The organism is Flavobacterium flavipigmentatum, from assembly GCF_020911905.1.
Taxonomy (GTDB): Bacteria; Bacteroidota; Bacteroidia; order Flavobacteriales; family Flavobacteriaceae; genus Flavobacterium; species Flavobacterium flavipigmentatum.
Genome location: NZ_CP087133.1, coordinates 3,600,473 through 3,618,302 on the forward strand (window position 1 = coordinate 3,600,473; position 17,830 = coordinate 3,618,302).

The following is a 17,830-nucleotide window of genomic DNA, read 5'->3' on the forward strand; positions in this document are numbered from 1 at the left end:
TATACTCAAAGATACTGACAAATATTCAATTTTAGAAATATGATACTTTTTACAATTAGAACTAATATAAATGATCTAAAGGATTAAACTTTTTTAGATTTGGCAAAGGTGTAATTTTTTCTATTGTTATATTTTCTTCGATTATTTTATCTGTTTCATACGCTCTTTTCACTTCTATCATTTTTCCCGTTGAAAGATTGTAATCAACAGTCAGAAAATACCCTGGATTGGCACTATTAAAATGTATACCTATTAGTTCAAAATTGTTTTTTTGGAATCTAAATTTATGCTTAAAAGTTCCTCGTATTAAGCTTTGATTAAAAATCAATATCCCTTTTTTTATTTCAATACTTTCTAACAAACATATAGTTATCTTATCTTCACCTGTAAATTTATCAACTACCGCCGTTTCTGAACTTAAAACAGTACGATAGCTTTTATCTTTTTCCTGAAATTTAATTTCTAATAAAAATGGATTATGCTTATCCTTATTCTCTTCTTTTACAAGTACTAAATCAGCTAATCCATCTTTATTTAAATCTCCATATACCTCAAAAACTATGTGATTATAGTTTTGACAAAAGGAATTACTTGATAAAAATCCCAAGATCAATAAAATATAAAATTTGAATATTTGTTTCATAAAATTAGGATTTAACTCTCCAATAAATGATACACCTGATTAGCAATTTCAAATTCTTCATCCGTAGGAACGACCAAAATTTTCACTTTAGAATTTGGCTTATTAATTTCGCGAATGGATTTAGAACGAATTAGGTTTTTTTCTTCCTCTATTTCTATACCAAAATACTCCATATCAGTGCAAACTAAATTGCGGATAAAAGATGAGTTTTCACCAATTCCAGCTGTAAAAACGATCGCATCCAAACCGTTGAGAGCCGCTACATACGACCCAATTGTTTTTTTAATTCGGTATGCATTCATCAGCAAAGCCAGTTGACACTCTTTGTTTCCTTTTTCGGCTTCTGCTTCAATATCGCGCAAATCACTATAACCCGTGAGCCCTAACATTCCGCTTTGTTTTAGTAAAATCGAATTGACTTCGTCTGCCGTGTAACCCAAATTTTTGATCAGATAAAAAATTACCGACTGGTCAATATCCCCTGCTCTAGTACCCATAATCAAGCCGTTAGCAGGAGAAAAACCCATCGTATGGTCGATGCTTTTTCCATCTTTAACAGCGGTCATACTGCATCCATTTCCTAAATGTATCGTAATTATTTTAGATTTATTTTCTAAATAATCAATTGCTTTTTCAGAAACATATTTATGACTTGTTCCATGAAATCCGTAAACACGTATTTTATGCTCTGTTAAAAGATAATTAGGAATCGCATACTTGTAAGCCTCTACCGGAATGGTTTGGTGAAAAGCAGTATCAAAAACAGCTACCTGCGTAGCATTTGAAAAAATTTCTTCGGCGACATTTATACCCACCAAATGAGCTGGATTGTGCAACGGAGCCAACTCAGACAATTCTTTGATCTTTTCTTTTACCTCATCAGAAATGATTGTGGTATCAGAAAAATAGCTGCCTCCGTGCACGACACGATGACCAACAGCACTAATTTCTGAAGTCGATTGTATTACTCCTTTTTCAGAATCCAAAAGCATTTCAGCTACTTTGGTCAGACCTTCTTTATGTGTTGCAATTGGAATAATTTCTTCTATTGAATTGGCTGCTGTTTTAAACGTAACATTTGAAGTTTCCAGTCCGATTCTATCAATCATACCCGAACAAATTACCTCATTGTTAGGCATTACCATCAATTGGTATTTTATGGAAGAACTTCCTGAGTTTATTATTAGTATTTTCATTTTTTTAAAGTTGCTAAGGCACTAAGTTGCTGAGTTTTTAATTTTTAATTCGTAATTTTTAATTGATCAAAGCCCTTGCGCCTGAATAGCGGTAATCACCACTGTATTGATAATATCGTCTACCGTACAACCACGGCTTAAATCGTTTACGGGTTTGTTTAAACCTTGCAACATCGGGCCAATGGCCAAGGCTCCGGTTTCTCTCTGAACGGCTTTGTAGGTATTATTTCCTGTATTCAAATCCGGAAAAATAAGCACACTCGCCTGCCCTGCCACTTCAGAATCTGGCATTTTGCTTTTGCCAATTACTTTATCTACTGCGGCATCGTACTGAATTGGGCCTTCTATTTTTAAATCAGGGCGTTTTTGTTTTACAATTTCGGTGGCAGCTCTTACTTTCTCTACCTCATCACCTTTTCCTGACGAGCCAGAAGAGTAAGACAACATCGCTATTTTGGGCTCTATCCCAAACGCAGCGCTTGAATCTGCTGATGAAATAGCAATTTCTGCCAACTGTTCTGCCGTAGGATTTGGATTAATAGCACAGTCTCCAAAAACCGAAACACGATCTTCTAAACACATAAAAAACACCGATGAAACCACTGATGAATTTGGTTTGGTTTTGATGAATTGCAAAGCGGGTAAAATAGTATGCTGTGTGGTATGGGCCGCTCCGGAAACCATTCCGTCTGCGTGGCCTTTGTATACCATCATAGTTCCGAAATACGAAACATCTTCCATCAAATCTCTCGCCATTGTGATGGTTACATTTTTTGCTTTTCGAAGTTCATAATAGGTATTGGCATAGTCTTCGTAAAATTCAGATTCTATCGGATTGATGATTTTTACTTTCGAAAAATCAAACGAAATTCCTAATTCTGCTATTTTGCTTTCGATTTGTTTTTTATCTCCAATAATCGAAATATCCACGACATCCATAGCTAATAATCTTGAAGCTGCAATGATAATTCTTTCGTCGTTACCTTCCGGCAACACAATATGTTTACGATGTTGTTTGGCTCTCTTGACCATATTATACTGAAACATTTTTGGCGTCATGCCTTCTGCCTGAAAAGTGATTAACCTTTCTGACAATGCTTCAACTTGGACATATTTTTCGAAAGTAGTAATAGATGTTTCAATTTTATGGGTATTGTTGGCATAAATTTTTGACTTGATAGCACCAATTCTGTTCGTAATCGAGTACGTTCCACCTTCAACTGAAATTATCGGAACAATGGCAGAAAGTCCTTCAATCAATTTTAAAATACTTTCTTCCGGAATAATATTACCTGTTAAAATAATACCCGAAATAGTCGGATAATTAGCAGATTCATTCGCTTGTAAGGCCCCTAAGATAATGTCTGATCGATCGCCGGGCGTAATAACCAGAGCATTATCATGTAAATGGACTAAGTAATTGTGCAGCTGCATTGCTCCTACACTAAAATGCCCAATTTCGTTGTTTAAGTAATTGCTTCCGAATAATACTTTCGCATCCAGCTCATTTACAATTTCCTGCATGGTTGGGTTATTCAAACTAGAAATCAGCGGAATGGTATTAATCAAAACACTTTCGGGTAAACTTTTTCGTAAACCTTTAGTAACCAAATCAATATTTTCAAATTGCACTTTATTGGCAATAACCGATAAAACCTCTACTTCTTTTACTTTGAAAGAATCGTAAACCAGGTACAAACTATCTACTAATTCTTCTAAGGTTTTGCCCACTCCCGATCCGATAATAATGGTTGGAATACCAAGATTCTTTGCAATCAGCACATTCAAATCCAGTTCTATCGAAGTTCCTTCGCCTGTAAAGCTTGTTCCTTCTACCAAAACAAAGTCAAAACGTTCCTCGAGACGTTTGTATTTTTCGATAATTAAATCTAAAACTTCGCCAATTTTACCTTTATTTTTCTTTTTGATTAATTTGCTTTTGGTAATCGCATACGCCTCTTCAAACTTAATATCAAGGTTAAAATGCGAAAGAACAGTTTCGATATGATTGTCTAATTCTCCGTCTACAAAATCTTCAACAATTGGTCTAAAATAGCCCACTTTGGCTGTTTTACCAATCAAAATACTCATCAAACCCAGTGTAATAATTGATTTTCCGCTATTTTGATCGCTGGTGGCTATGTATATTGCTTTACTCATAATTTTATATTTTGAAACTAAACAAATATCGTTTAAAAAGGATTTTTTATTATCGAAAAAAATTAAAACCAGCGTCTTTTCTTAAAATAAACAATTAAGCCCACTACTAAGAATAACATTGCTCCCATTACTATAAAATATCCGTTTGTAGTATGGAGTTCCGGCATATTGTCGAAATTCATTCCATAAACGCCCACAATAAAAGTAAGCGGAATAAATACTGCCGAAATGATCGTGAGCGTTTTCATAATCTCATTCATTTTTCGGCTTTGTTCTGAAAAATAAAAATTTGAAGCACTCTCGAGCGAACTCATATCTGAATCGATCTGCTCTAAAAGTTCTAAACTTTTTTGATGTAACCGAACAAAAAAGCTAAAAGTTTCCTTTTCGATTCCGTTATAAGTATCATCATCTTTAATGGTTTTCAAATAATACAAAGAATCTCGAAGCGGAATAATAGAGCGTTTTAAAAAATTAAAATTATCACGATGACTTTCAATTTTTTCTAAAATAAAAGGATCCGCACTCTGCTTGGCCAAATTGATCAATTCTTCAATGCTTTCCTCCTCATCCTCGATGGTAATATAAAAATTTTCCATGACAGCATCTAGCAGTAAATAAAGCAAATAATCTACTTTTTTTGTTCTAACAATTCCTGCATGTGTGCGAATTCGTTCGCGAATATGCGTAAAAAAGTCACTTCGCTTTTCTTGAAAAGAAAGAAGGATTCCATCTTTTAAAATAAAACTAAGCTGCTCGACTTTAAGACCGTCTGTAGATTCTGATGGCAAAAGTGATTTTATATTGAAGAATAAAACATCCTGTTGCTCTTCTAATTTTGTTCTTTTGGTAGTATTTAAAATATCAGCCAATAAAAAATCGTCTAGCTTAAAATGGTCACCAAGTGTTTTTATAAGGTGAATATCATTTAATCCGTGAATATTGAGCCAATTGTTTTTGGTATAATCAATACAAGTATTGAGAGCTAAAACGGTAAACTTTTCATATTCGATAATATCTGTATCGTTGTACACAAAAAGTTGCATTTCGGTTGCATGATCTTTGTGCACCCCAGTATACTCTAAACTAGTGTGTTGAAGCTTTCTACCTTTCTTATATTTTATTTTTCTCATCAAAATGATTTATAAAGTAATATTACAAAAAAGTTTCCGAAAAGGAAATGACAATTGTCATTTTGTAGTGACTTATGGGCATAAAAAAACCGAGTCATTTCTGACTCGGTTTTCTTAATACTTAGTACTAATTACTTAATACTTATTTTACTTCTTCGAATTCAACGTCTTCAACATTGTCTCCTTGCGCTTGCTCTTGTTGTGGAGCAGCTGCTTGTTGACCTTGTTCTCCTTGAGCATACATAGCTTCTGTAGCTGTTTTCCAAGCTGCATTGATGTTGTCAAGAGCGGTTTGAATAGCTGGAATGTCTTGAGATTGGTGAGCCATTCTCAATTCAGTTAAAGCGTACTCTACAGCAACTTTGTGGTCGTCAGCTAATTTGCTTCCTAACTCTTTCAATTGACTTTCTGTTTGGAAAATCATGCTGTCAGCTTCGTTTAATTTCTCAGCTCTTTCTTTAGCTATTTTATCAGCATCAGCGTTAGCTTCAGCATCTTTTTTCATTTTTTCAATTTCTTCAGCTGTTAATCCAGAAGAAGCCTCGATACGGATATCGTGAGATTTTCCAGTTCCTTTATCAGTTGCAGAAACTTTGATGATACCATTTGCATCGATATCAAAAGTAACCTCGATTTGAGGAACTCCTCTTGGTGCTGGTGGAATACCATCTAAGTGAAAACGACCGATAGTTTTGTTATCAGCAGCCATCGCTCTTTCACCTTGTAATACGTGAATTTCAACAGATGGTTGAGAATCAGCAGCAGTAGAGAAAACTTGAGACTTTTTAGTTGGAATAGTTGTGTTAGACTCGATTAATTTAGTCAATACACCACCCATAGTTTCGATACCTAAAGACAAAGGTGTAACGTCAAGTAACAATACATCTTTTACATCTCCAGATAAAACTCCACCTTGAATAGCTGCTCCAATAGCAACAACTTCATCAGGGTTAACTCCTTTAGATGCTTTTTTACCAAAGAATTTTTCTACTTCGTCAGCGATTCTTGGCATACGTGTAGAACCTCCAACAAGGATTACTTCGTCAATATCAGATGTAGATAAACCTGCATCTTTTAATGCTTTAGCAACTGGTTCCATAGAACGTTTTACCAAAGTATCAGATAATTGCTCAAATTTAGCTCTTGATAATTTTTTTACTAAGTGTTTTGGTCCTGAAGCAGTAGCCGTTACGTATGGCAAGTTGATTTCAGTTTCAGCAGAAGATGATAATTCAATCTTCGCTTTCTCTGCAGCCTCTTTCAAACGTTGCAATGACATTGGATCTAAACGTAAATCAATACCTTCTTCAGATTTAAATTCGTCAGCTAACCAGTCAATAATAACTTGGTCAAAATCATCTCCACCTAAGTGAGTATCACCATTTGTAGACAATACTTCAAATACACCGTCTCCTAATTCAAGAACCGAGATATCAAAAGTACCTCCACCTAAATCATAAACAGCAATTTTTTGATCAGTTCCTTTTTTATCCAATCCGTAAGCAAGTGCCGCAGCAGTTGGCTCATTGATGATACGCATCACTTTAAGACCTGCAATTTCACCAGCTTCTTTAGTAGCCTGACGTTGTGCATCGTTAAAGTAAGCAGGAACAGTAATAACCGCTTCAGTTACAGTTTGACCTAAATAGTCTTCAGCAGTTTTTTTCATTTTTTGAAGTGTCATTGCAGACAATTCTTGAGCAGTGTACAAACGACCATCAATATCAACACGTGGCGTATTGTTGTCCCCTTTTACTACACTGTAAGGAACTCTTTTTGCCTCTTCCTGAGTTTCAGCAAAAGTGTGTCCCATAAAACGTTTAATAGAAGCAATCGTTTTTGTAGGATTCGTTACCGCTTGTCTTTTTGCAGGATCACCTACTTTAATTTCTCCACCTTCAACAAAAGCGATGATAGATGGTGTTGTTCTTTTTCCTTCTGCGTTAGGAATAACAACTGCTTCGTTACCTTCCATTACAGAAACACAAGAGTTCGTCGTACCTAAGTCAATTCCGATTATTTTACCCATTTTTTATATAATTAATTTTGATATACTATTTAATAACTCATGTGGCATAAGTCAATCTTTGTGCCAATATAAAAAACCAAAGTAAATTGTCAGTTTTACTGTCTACACATCAAAAACTAGCTGACAACATGACATTTCACAAACCTGACATTCGTGGCATAACCGTCATTCAGGTGTCATTATCAGGAGACTTCTCCTGTTATCCACTCTACACTTTTTACCTGCAAAAAAGTAGATAAAAAGAATGCCGATACTAAAAAAGTTTACTGAATTACTATTAAAAATAAGAATATAGCGAAGTAATCATGACTATGCTTTAATATTCATAAAAAAATTAATATTTCGATATTCTTAAAATTAATTATATTCGTTGCCGCATCACTAAACCAAAAATCAAAAAAATGACCCCACAATCGGACAACAATTTTGACCAGTTTGAAAAACCGGCAATCATTAGAAGAAAACTTTTGCCCTGGTGGATGAAAACTTTTTGTTGGATTTTTATGATTATGGGGCTTTGCGGACTTATCGCCTTGCCGACAAGCCTATTTATCAACCGCTTTCATCTGTCATTTTATGGTTTTGAAACAAATGTGCCTATTTCGATTACGGGATTGATAATTATAGCTGTTTTTCTTTTTAAAGGTTTTGCTGCTTACTCGCTTTGGTTCGAAAAAGAAAACGCCATCTCTATCGGCAAATTTGATGCGATCCTCGGAGTTGTACTCTGTCTGATTTCGATGTTTGTAATGCCTTTTATTTCCGAAGATAATAAATACGAAATACGTCTGGAACTTTTATTGCTCATCCTCTATTTCAGAAAACTTTCTAAAATAGAATACGAATGGGACAATCTCGAAAGCTTATAAAACTCCTTAAAACATTTTATGCTGCATAAAAAAGTGCTTTACAATTTTCTCTCAGACTTTAACTTTTCAAAAAAGTCGCCTTTGCTTTTTTATTTGTAATTTCGATTTTCTAAAATTTAAATAAAAAATGGTTTCATTTATTAAAGAAATATCTTTTCGCTGGTCAGATTTAGACCCAAATTTTCACGTTCGTCACAGTGCTTATTACGATTTTGGTGCGCAACACCGTATCGAGATTCTGGAGCAATTGGGTTTGACATTAAGAGTGATGCAAACACAAAGTTTTGGACCAGTGCTATTTAGAGAAGAATGCGTTTTTAGAAAAGAGCTAAAACTTTCAGACAAAATATTCATTCATACCAAAACATCCAAAATGAAAGCTGATGCTTCGCGCTGGTCTATCATTCACGAATTTAGAAAAGAAGATGATACACTTTGTGCGGTTATTACGGTTGATGGCGCTTGGATGGATACCAAACTCCGCAAATTAGCATCTCCAACCCCAGAAATTGCTATTCAGGCTTTGAGTATTTTTCCTAAAAGTGATGATTTTATTGGGCTTTAAAATAAAATCTGAATTTTAACGTAAAAAAAATACCACAAATCAATATCTTTGTTAAAGAAGTAACAAACCTTTAATTCTTTTTTTTTGGAGGAATAAAAGTTAAACTAAAAAATAAAAAACATGTTTACAATAGAACAAATAAAAGAAGCACACGCAAAAGTACAAAGCGGTGCAGATTTCCCAAAATACATACAACATCTTATTATTTTGGGTGTAAAAGGCTATGATACTTTTGTAAATGATGGTCATGTAGAATATTATGGTGTCAATAATTACACGGTAACTTCGGATGAAAAATACGCTGAGATTAAAATCGAAGACAAAGTCAATAAAGAACGTTTTATCGAATTTTTGGTTGCCCACCAAGACGGTCAAACCGATTATATTACTTTTTGCAATCAGTCCGGTCAATGCGGAATAGCGAAATGGCGCGTAGATATTATTGAAATGACCTGTACGTACTATGATAAATTAGAAGATGAAATTCTGATTGAAAAAATTCCTGGATAATTATTCCTAATTACAATAAGATGCCACGATTATCACCTATTATAACTCCTGATGTAGCAGTAATAAAGCTAAATTCGCCGGAAATTGTGCTTGTAGATGCCCGCGCCGGAATAAATGCTGAACAAAATTACAGCAAAGAGCACCTAAAAGGCGCTCGTTTTGTCGATCTCAATCGTGATTTGGCTACGATTACATCTGACCCAGCAAACGGTGGCAGACATGCTTTACCGTCATTCGAAAAATTTGCTGAAGTGCTATCCACACTCGGAATTTTGCCGACAAGTCATGTAATTATTTACGACGATAAAAACGGCTCTAATGCTGCAGCTCGCTTTTGGTGGATGCTTAGGGCGATTGGACATGAAAAAGTTCAGGTTATAAATGGTGGCTTGCAAGCGGCTGTAAAAAGTGGTTTCCCTGTGAGTTCAATAGTTGAAAAATACAGCCAAACCGAAAAATATCCTGTCGAAGGATGGAAATTGCCTTTGACAGATAGTGATGAAGTCGAAATAGCTCGAAATAATACCCAAAGCATTGTTATAGACGTGCGTGACAAAAATCGATTTGACGGTCTCACCGAACCTTTAGACCTCATTGCAGGACATATTCCGGGAGCTATTAATGTTCCGTTTAGCGAAAATTTGGATGAGAATGGTTTTTATCATCATGCTGAAACATTAAAAGAAAAATATTCTAAAATTATTGGCGATAAAAATCCCGAAAATATTATTGTACATTGTGGTTCGGGCGTAACGGCTTGTCATACTTTGTTGGCAATGGACTATGCCGGAATTTCTATTCCTAAATTGTACGTGGGCTCCTGGAGCGAATGGTCCCGCCAAAATAGACCAATGGCAACCAAATAAACAGCATACTATTTTTAATTTTTTTTAATGCAACATTGGGATATTTTACTCTCGAATCAAGTAAACAAAAAGGCTTTTATTGATATTTTGCTCTCTGGGAAAGTAAAAGGAGAATTAGCTATTTTTAACAATAAAAAAGGAGTTCTTTTTTCTGATATTGCTATCGAAAAATTTATCGAACAGGAATATCAGTACGACAGTGTCGAGGCTGCTCAAAATGAACACAGGCAATTACGAACTTTTTCGTCAGGCGAAAGAAAAAAGCAATTCCTGAAATACTGTCTCGAGAAAAATCCTGATTTTATCATTTTTGATAATCCATTTGATCATTTGGATCAAGCTTCGCGAACCACTTTGGCGCAGTCATTAGAAAAATTAACGGGTAAGATTGCCATCATTCAACTGGTCAATCGTTGGGGAGATGTACTTGATTTTGTGCCCAATAAAGCCCAAATAATCGATGATTCTTTCGAATTACATTCGATTTCTAAAATAGAAAAAGACTTTAAACCCTTAACGGCAACCCCTATACCTAAAGCGCTCGAGGTACATTCCTTTCACGAAAGTGTATTAGTAAAAATGGAAGCTGTTTCGGTAAGTTATGACGAAAGGAAAATCATAGACAACATTTCGTGGACGATCAAACAAGGCGAATTCTGGCAGCTAATCGGCCCAAATGGTTCTGGTAAAAGCACTATTTTATCTTTGATAACAGGCGATAATCCAAAAGGTTTTGGTCAGAATTTATTTTTATTTGGAAGAAAAAAAGGAAGCGGTGAAAGCATTTGGGACATCAAAAAGCAAATTGGAATTTTTACGACTTCGATGACCGATTTATTTCAAAAAGGCCACACTTTAGAACAAATGATTCTTTCTGGTTTTTTTGATTCTATCGGATTATACACTGAACCAACCAATTTGCAAAAGCAAATCGTAACGCAATGGCTCGAAGTAATAAAAATGAGTGCGTTAGCAAAAAAACGTTTTATTGATCTTTCTATTGGTCAACAAAGAGTGGCATTGATTGTTCGTGCCGTCTTAAAACACCCGCCTTTATTGATTTTGGACGAACCTGTAGAAGGTCTCGATGACGAAAATGTAGCTTTGATAATTCAGCTCATCAATACTATTAAACAAGAAACGAATGTAAGTATTTTGTATGTATCGCACAGGATAGAATCTGGACTTGCGCCTACTTCTGTGTTCGAATTGACTCCTTCTCTAAATGGATCAACTGGAAAAATAAAGTCCTATAAAACGATAAATTAAAAAAATGAAAATTAAATATACCCTATTATTAGTTTTTAATCTAATAATGATTTCATGCTCCAATACCATTTCAACTACAAAAAAAGGCTATGCAATAACGCAAAAATCTGAACTAAAATCAGACTGGAATTTAGATTCAAAAGAATGGTTTCTGGACAAAGATACTTTAATAGGCATTGGAAGTCCTTTGAAATGGAGCGTTTTAGAATCTAAAAAAAAGCTTTCAAAAAATTACGAAATTAATCTTAAAGTAAATGTGATTCAGGAATCTTTATTTGAAATCATGCTTCATATTGATCAAAATAAATATATTAGAACTTACTTGTATAAAATAGACCAAAATCTTATCATAGGAAGAGGAGTTTACAATAAAAACAGTGACGAGTACGGAAAACATGGAGGTCCAAGTATATTTACCAAGGCAATAAATTTAGAAAACAACAAATGGTATTCGGTTAAAATTAAAGTTCTCAATAATCATTTATTTTTTTCAGTAAATAATGAAACTTCCTTAGAATGCGCTATCGTTGGTAACAATTTAAGCCAAAAAGGAAAGTTAGGATTTATAACAAACGGAAAGGTTAAAATAACTGATATAATTATTAAAAATTTGAAGTAAAGTATTTAGATATACTAAAAAAAGCTCCTGTTTTTGGAGCTTTTTTTAGTATACGAATTTTCTAATTGATAAATTATCTAATTAATTTTCTTCTTCATCCATAGTATGTGTCTTTCCATAATTACGCCATTTCTCAATACAATCCTGAAAATCTTGTGGTAATTCGGTATCAAAACGCATCATTTCACCTGTATTCGGATGCACGAAACCCAATGTTTTAGCATGCAAAGCCTGACGTGGCAAAGCTTTAAAACAATTATCTATAAATTGCTTGTATTTGGTAAAAGTAGTTCCCTTTAGAATCAAATGACCGCCGTAGCGCTCGTCATTAAACAACGGGTGACCAATATGTTTCATGTGCGCACGAATTTGGTGTGTTCTTCCGGTTTCCAATTTACATGAAATCAGAGTTACATAACCAAAACGCTCCAAAACTTTATAATGTGTTATGGCAGGTTTACCGATTTCTGGATCTGCAAAAACCGCCATTTGCATGCGATCTTTCAAGTGCCTTGCCAAATTTCCTTCAATAGTTCCTTCCTCCTCTGCAACATTACCCCAAACAAGGGCGATATATTCGCGTTCAGAAGTTTTAGCTTCAAATTGTTTAGCCAAATGCGTCATTGCGGCTTCCGTTTTGGCCACTACCAAAAGTCCGGATGTATCTTTATCTATTCGATGTACCAAACCGGGACGTTCGCTGCTGTTCATTGGCAAATTATCAAAATGATGTGCCAACGCATTTACCAAAGTTCCGGTATAATTCCCGTGACCGGGATGCACTACCATTCCGGGCTCTTTGTTAATTAGCAATAAAGCCTCGTCTTCGTACACAATGTTTATCGGAAGATCTTCCGGAAGAATATGATTTTCAAACGGAGGATGCGACAGCATTACGGTTACAACATCAAACGGTTTTACTTTATAATTTGATTTTACCGGAATATCATTCACAAAAATATTTCCTTCAGTTGCGGCATTCTGAATTTTATTTCGAGTCGCATTCTGAATCAAATTCATTAAATATTTATCAATACGCAAAAACGCTTGACCTTTAGGGACTTCAAATCTGAAATGTTCGAATAATTCGTCTTCCAAATCCAAATTTTCAATACTATTATTCATTTGCTGGTGTTTCAGTAGTGGGTACAGCGGTGCTATCCATCGCCTCACCTTCATCTTCGTACGTTGCTTTTCCGTCTCCTAAAACCAAATCAATTTTAGAGGCTTTCAGCACACGATCTCCTACTTTTAAGTTTCTTCCTTTGTAACGCATCTCCAGAACCATATCTTTTCCTAAATTCGGAATATACGTTATTGTTCCTTCCTCCAGCCCTAAAGCTTTAAGAGTTGGTACGGCTTCACGATAGGTTTTTTCGATCAAATCGGGAATTCTAACAGACGAGAATCCCGAAGAATTAATTTTAATATATATTTTTCTACCCACTTTTACCTTTGTTCCCGGCAACGGATCTTGCTCAACAACACTGTATTTAGGGAATCCACTTTTATAATCAACACTGTCCAGAAGCACATAATCCAAGTCCAGCTCATCCAATTTTTCTTCCACTTGCTCTTCGGTCAGTTTAGCCAAATTTGGCACCTCAATTTCATGCCCATGATCTGTTGTAAAAGTCAACCAATGCATAAACAAATATGCTAAAACCGCAATAATAGCAGCCGCAAGCAATACTTGCAAAAAAAACACACGGCTTGTTAAATAGTTACGTAAACTCATAAATTTATTTTTATTAGAGGCAAAGATAAAGCTATTTCGTTTCAAAAAAAATGATAATTTTGTTTAATGCAAGAAAGAATCAAATTGTCATCCTGAGCATGGTCATTGTCAGGAGCTATTTCCTGCTGTCCGCTGTATTCCCGATTAACAAAAACTACGGCTAAAAAGCCTTGTTTTTCTAAATCGGGAGATGCCGCTCCCATCAGGGCTAGGGCTCTGGTTTTCAAAAAGATCTTTTCATTACTATTTGGCATTCTAAAAAAAAAGAAATTTTAACAATCTTGTCAGACGTAGCAAAGTCGAAGTCCGACAAAACCTGAAACAAATTAAACGATTAAACAAATAAACATCAAATCAATGAAAAACATAGCCATTATCATGGGCGGATATTCAAGCGAGTACAAAATTTCGCTTATCTCAGGAAACGTCGTAAAACAATACCTTGACAAAACAAAATACAACGGATTCCGTATTCATATTTTTAAAGAAAAATGGGTCTATGTAGATGATAATGATGCTGAATTCCCAATTGATAAAAATGATTTTTCAGTAACAATAAACGGCGAAAAAATCAAATTCGACTGTGTTTTTAATGCCATACACGGTTCACCAGGCGAAGATGGATTAATGCAGGCTTATTTTCAGCTATTGCAGATTCCGCAAACCTCATGCGATTATTATCAAGCGGCGGTAACCTTCAACAAACGCGACTTGTTATCGATTTTAAAACCATACGGCATCAAAACAGCCATTTCGTATTACCTTAACAAAGGTGATGTAATCAATACAGACGAAATCGTAAAAAAAGTGGGTCTCCCTTGTTTCGTAAAACCCAACAAAGCAGGTTCAAGCTTCGGAATCTCCAAAGTAAAAACGGCAGCAGAATTGCCAATTGCTATTGAAGTTGCGTACAAAGAAGACAACGAAATCATCATAGAAAGTTTCCTTGACGGAACCGAAGTTTCGGTTGGTGTCATTAATTACAAAGGAAAAATCACCGTTTTACCGATCACCGAAATTGTATCAGACAATGATTTCTTTGATTACGAAGCCAAATACGAAGGAAAATCACAGGAAATTACCCCCGCAAGAATCTCAGACCAACTAACGCAAAAAATAAGTGATACCGCCAAACGTGCATACGAAGTCTTAAAAATGAAAGGATTCTCCAGAAGTGAATTCATCATTGTAAACAACGAACCACACATGCTGGAGATGAATACTATTCCAGGGCTAACCACAGAAAGTCTGATTCCACAACAAGCCAAAGCCGCCGGAATTTCTTTAGAAGATTTATTTACCAACGCAATAGAGTTGGCTTTAGTTTAAGATGCTAAGGTTCTGAGATACTAAGTGGCTTAGATCTCAGAACCTTTTTTATTAACATATATATAATTGTAAAACTAAGTCGAACTGAAATCTCAAAATTGATTAATAAAAACAATTCTTTTATCAGAATACAACAAACCTCAGAAACTTAGTAACTAAGAATCTCAGCACCTCAAAAAAATGAAAGATATATTTGAATGGAATAGATTACTTTTCAACGATTTACCTGCGAGTTTCATTTTTGAAGTGATATTTCGTTCTACGATAATGTTCGCCATTTTATTACTGACTTTAAAGCTGGCAGGAAAACGAGGTGTCAAACAATTGTCAATTTTTGAAACCGTGATCATCATTGCATTGGGTTCAGCAGCAGGCGATCCAATGTTTTATGAAGATGTTGGTATTGTACCTGCTGCAATCGTTTTTATTGTAATTATCGTACTATATCGATTGGTAACCTGGTTAACCGGAAAAAGTAAAAAATTTGAAGAATTTATTGAAGGTAAAACTGAATGTCTTATCAAAGAAGGTAAGTTTTCAATTGCTTCATTTAAAAAAGAAAGTCTTGCTCAAGATGAGTTTTTCGCAGAACTTCGCATCAAATCTGTCGAACATTTGGGACAGGTAAAATATGCTTTTATCGAAACCAGCGGTGAAATAAGTGTTTTCTATTACGAAGAAAAAGAAGTAAAATATGGTCTGCCTATTTTACCGGAATCCTTCAATAAAAAAAGTAAAATTATAAAAAATGATGGCATTCATGCCTGTACATTTTGCGGTCATACTGAAGAACAAAAAGCAGGAACGGCAAAATGTACTGTTTGCAAAAAAGAAGAATGGGTAGAAGCCATAAACACACTCAGAATAACATAAGTATTCAAATATAAAATCTTACTACCTTAGCCACTCAGAACCTTAGAAACTCAAAAAACAATAAAGCGCAATGTGTTGTTCTAAAAAACTTTCAACCTTTGTAACTTTGAACCTCTGAACCTTAAAAAATGAGAAAAGCCATATTTCCAGGATCATTTGATCCGATTACGTTAGGTCACGAAGACATTATCAAAAGAGGAATTTCTCTTTTTGATGAAATCGTTATTGCGATTGGTGTCAATGCCGAAAAAAAATACATGTTTTCCCTAGAAGAAAGAAAACGCTTTATTGAGGAAACTTTTAAAGACGAACCAAAAATCTCTGTTATCACGTATGAAGGATTAACGATTGATTTAGCCAAAAAACTAAAAGCAAATTTCATTTTAAGAGGTTTGCGCAATCCCGCCGATTTTGAATTTGAAAAAGCCATCGCACACACCAACAGACGCCTTTCAAAAATCGAAACCGTATTTTTATTAACTGCCGCAAGAACCTCCTACATCAGTTCGAGTATTGTTAGAGATGTATTGCGCAATGGTGGCGATTACGAAATGTTGGTTCCGGATGCGGTTAGGGTAAAGAAGTAATCAATCGCAAAGTCATTGCGAGGAACGAAGCAAACAAACTAACATTGGTTATATAAATGGAATACCAAAAATGTCTAACCAACATGAAATTGATTCGTTGATCAAACTCACAAATCAGAAACTATATTAAAATATAAACTTGCAAGCAAAGCCTATTATAAGTAATTTCGGCCTTTCAAATAAACACTAAACAATGAGTATCGAAAGAGAATTAAGCAAACGCAGTGGGTCAAAATGTGAACTTTGTGGCGCAGAAGAAAACTTAAAAGCATATCAGGTATTACCGACTCAAAAAGGTGGTCTCGACGAGAGCATCATGGCTTGTACAACCTGTATTGACCAAATTGAAAACCCAGATAATGTAGATTTAAATCACTGGAGATGCCTGAACGACAGCATGTGGAACGAGAATGTAGCGGTACAAGTTGTCGCTTGGAGAATGTTAAGTCGCATGCGAGCTGCTGGTTGGCCGAAAGAATTACTGGATATGATGTATTTAGACGAAGACACTCTTGCTTGGGCGCAAGCAACTGGTGAAGGCGAAGATGACGAAAATAAAATCATTCACCGTGATAGTAACGGCGTAATTTTAGAACATGGAGATTCTGTGGTTTTAATCAAAGATCTAAAAGTAAAAGGATCCAGCATGGTCGCCAAACAAGGAACTGCAGTTCGTAACATTCGTTTAGATCATGAAAATGCAGAATATATTGAGGGAAAAGTAGATGGTCAGCAAATCGTGATTATCACCCAATACGTTAAGAAAATATAATTTATTTAAGGTTCAGAGGTGCATAGAGACAAAGATGCAGAGGTTTTCTGAAACCTTAAACTCCATAAAACTAAAAAAGGCTATTCGATATGAATAGCCTTTTTTAATCCTATACTAAAAAGTAAATTATTTTTGAAACAATTTATTGATTTGATCTCTTACAAATGGCTCAGAAATACTGCTTGTAGCAGAAGAATCGTCTTTGTTTGAAACCATAAACTGCACAGTCGCTTTCTCTGGAATCACACTTCCTGTATAATGCAACCAAATATAATTATTAGGTAATTCTAATTTGATATCATACAACGGATTTGCATTAAAACCATTCATAATAATCGTGTAAAGACTTGCATAATCATTGTTAACATTCTTAAATGTAAACTTTTTCATAGTTGAAGATTCGTCATCGCTCTGAATAGCAGTGTAATACACTGTATATTCATCTCCAATTTTCTGAATGTAGTTGTTATTTACCTTTCCTAATTTCTCTACTGGTACAGTTTCAAGTACTTTTATTTGAGCAAAAGACACAACACTAAACATCAAAACGGCAATCGTAATAATTCTTTTCATAACTAATTTGGGGTTTTTATTTGGGATTAAAAAAACGGAAAAAATCTGAGAAAATCCAGTTTATGGCGTTATTTTATTAACATTTAATTAAGGAAATTG

19 protein-coding genes are annotated in these 17,830 nt (G+C 34.9%); 10 read left to right on the plus strand and 9 right to left on the minus strand.

Annotated features, from left to right (window positions below):
• Positions 1-61 precede the first annotated feature (61 nt).
• The 5 genes from LNP22_RS15425 to dnaK form a co-directional block, all read right to left on the minus strand.
• On the minus strand, positions 62-643 hold the full coding sequence (locus LNP22_RS15425) for a hypothetical protein (RefSeq protein ID WP_229974260.1): 582 nt from the start codon (positions 641-643) through the stop codon (positions 62-64).
• Positions 644-654: 11 nt separating this feature from the next.
• The gene (locus tag LNP22_RS15430) at positions 655-1,839 is read right to left on the minus strand and encodes an acetate/propionate family kinase (RefSeq protein WP_229974261.1); all 1,185 of its coding nucleotides are present in this window, start codon (positions 1,837-1,839) and stop codon (positions 655-657) included.
• A 66-nt stretch (positions 1,840-1,905) separates the two neighbouring features.
• A complete protein-coding gene (pta, locus tag LNP22_RS15435) occupies positions 1,906-3,999 on the minus strand; it encodes a phosphate acetyltransferase (RefSeq protein ID WP_229974262.1) in 2,094 nt (697 codons plus the stop codon).
• Positions 4,000-4,061: 62 nt separating this feature from the next.
• Positions 4,062-5,132, minus strand: a complete 1,071-nt coding sequence (corA, locus tag LNP22_RS15440; RefSeq protein WP_229974263.1) for a magnesium/cobalt transporter CorA — start codon at positions 5,130-5,132, stop codon at positions 4,062-4,064.
• A gap of 142 nt (positions 5,133-5,274) precedes the next feature.
• Positions 5,275-7,161 (minus strand): molecular chaperone DnaK, encoded by a 1,887-nt coding sequence (dnaK, locus tag LNP22_RS15445; protein WP_210667678.1) that lies wholly within the window; start codon positions 7,159-7,161, stop codon positions 5,275-5,277.
• 401 nt (positions 7,162-7,562) lie between these two features.
• On the opposite strand from dnaK, the gene LNP22_RS15450 reads away from it, so the two are divergent.
• The 6 genes from LNP22_RS15450 (at position 7,563) to LNP22_RS15475 (ending at position 11,859) form a co-directional block, all read left to right on the plus strand.
• Complete coding sequence (locus LNP22_RS15450) at positions 7,563-8,030, plus strand: hypothetical protein (RefSeq protein ID WP_229974264.1); 468 nt, start codon at positions 7,563-7,565, stop codon at positions 8,028-8,030.
• A gap of 127 nt (positions 8,031-8,157) precedes the next feature.
• Positions 8,158-8,595 (plus strand): acyl-CoA thioesterase, encoded by a 438-nt coding sequence (locus LNP22_RS15455; RefSeq protein ID WP_229974265.1) that lies wholly within the window; start codon positions 8,158-8,160, stop codon positions 8,593-8,595.
• Between the two features lie 120 nt (positions 8,596-8,715).
• On the plus strand, positions 8,716-9,105 hold the full coding sequence (locus LNP22_RS15460) for a DUF1398 domain-containing protein (protein ID WP_229974266.1): 390 nt from the start codon (positions 8,716-8,718) through the stop codon (positions 9,103-9,105).
• A 20-nt stretch (positions 9,106-9,125) separates the two neighbouring features.
• Positions 9,126-9,971, plus strand: a complete 846-nt coding sequence (locus LNP22_RS15465; RefSeq protein ID WP_229974267.1) for a sulfurtransferase — start codon at positions 9,126-9,128, stop codon at positions 9,969-9,971.
• Between the two features lie 27 nt (positions 9,972-9,998).
• Positions 9,999-11,240, plus strand: a complete 1,242-nt coding sequence (locus LNP22_RS15470; protein WP_229974268.1) for an ATP-binding cassette domain-containing protein — start codon at positions 9,999-10,001, stop codon at positions 11,238-11,240.
• 4 nt (positions 11,241-11,244) lie between these two features.
• Positions 11,245-11,859 (plus strand): hypothetical protein, encoded by a 615-nt coding sequence (locus LNP22_RS15475; protein ID WP_229974269.1) that lies wholly within the window; start codon positions 11,245-11,247, stop codon positions 11,857-11,859.
• An 81-nt stretch (positions 11,860-11,940) separates the two neighbouring features.
• On the opposite strand, the gene LNP22_RS15480 is transcribed toward LNP22_RS15475, so the two are convergent.
• Genes LNP22_RS15480 through LNP22_RS15490 form a run of 3 tightly spaced genes read right to left on the minus strand, consistent with a single transcriptional unit; the run spans position 11,941 to position 13,824 of the window.
• On the minus strand, positions 11,941-12,984 hold the full coding sequence (locus tag LNP22_RS15480) for an RluA family pseudouridine synthase (RefSeq protein ID WP_229974270.1): 1,044 nt from the start codon (positions 12,982-12,984) through the stop codon (positions 11,941-11,943).
• A complete protein-coding gene (locus LNP22_RS15485; RefSeq protein WP_229974271.1) occupies positions 12,977-13,597 on the minus strand; it encodes a PASTA domain-containing protein in 621 nt (206 codons plus the stop codon). The genes LNP22_RS15480 and LNP22_RS15485 overlap by 8 nt, the downstream gene beginning before the upstream one ends.
• Before the next feature lie 41 nt (positions 13,598-13,638).
• Positions 13,639-13,824 carry a hypothetical protein gene (locus LNP22_RS15490; protein WP_229974272.1) on the minus strand — a complete coding sequence of 62 codons (186 nt, stop codon included), beginning with the start codon at positions 13,822-13,824 and terminating at the stop codon, positions 13,639-13,641.
• 130 nt (positions 13,825-13,954) lie between these two features.
• Here LNP22_RS15490 and LNP22_RS15495 point away from each other — a divergent pair, with 130 nt between their 5' ends.
• The 4 genes from LNP22_RS15495 to LNP22_RS15510 all read left to right on the plus strand — a co-directional run bounded on the left by LNP22_RS15495 (position 13,955) and on the right by LNP22_RS15510 (position 17,158).
• Positions 13,955-14,926, plus strand: a complete 972-nt coding sequence (locus LNP22_RS15495; protein ID WP_229974273.1) for a D-alanine--D-alanine ligase — start codon at positions 13,955-13,957, stop codon at positions 14,924-14,926.
• 180 nt (positions 14,927-15,106) lie between these two features.
• On the plus strand, positions 15,107-15,799 hold the full coding sequence (locus LNP22_RS15500) for a DUF421 domain-containing protein (RefSeq protein WP_229974274.1): 693 nt from the start codon (positions 15,107-15,109) through the stop codon (positions 15,797-15,799).
• A gap of 128 nt (positions 15,800-15,927) precedes the next feature.
• Positions 15,928-16,386: a pantetheine-phosphate adenylyltransferase gene (coaD, locus tag LNP22_RS15505; RefSeq protein ID WP_210667656.1), complete on the plus strand. Its 459-nt coding sequence runs from the start codon at positions 15,928-15,930 to the stop codon at positions 16,384-16,386.
• Between the two features lie 193 nt (positions 16,387-16,579).
• On the plus strand, positions 16,580-17,158 hold the full coding sequence (locus LNP22_RS15510) for a PhnA domain-containing protein (protein WP_229974275.1): 579 nt from the start codon (positions 16,580-16,582) through the stop codon (positions 17,156-17,158).
• Between the two features lie 126 nt (positions 17,159-17,284).
• Here the strand turns inward: LNP22_RS15510 and LNP22_RS15515 are convergent, their stop codons facing one another.
• Positions 17,285-17,731, minus strand: a complete 447-nt coding sequence (locus LNP22_RS15515) for a hypothetical protein (protein ID WP_210667653.1) — start codon at positions 17,729-17,731, stop codon at positions 17,285-17,287.
• Between the last annotated feature and the right edge of the window lie 99 nt (positions 17,732-17,830).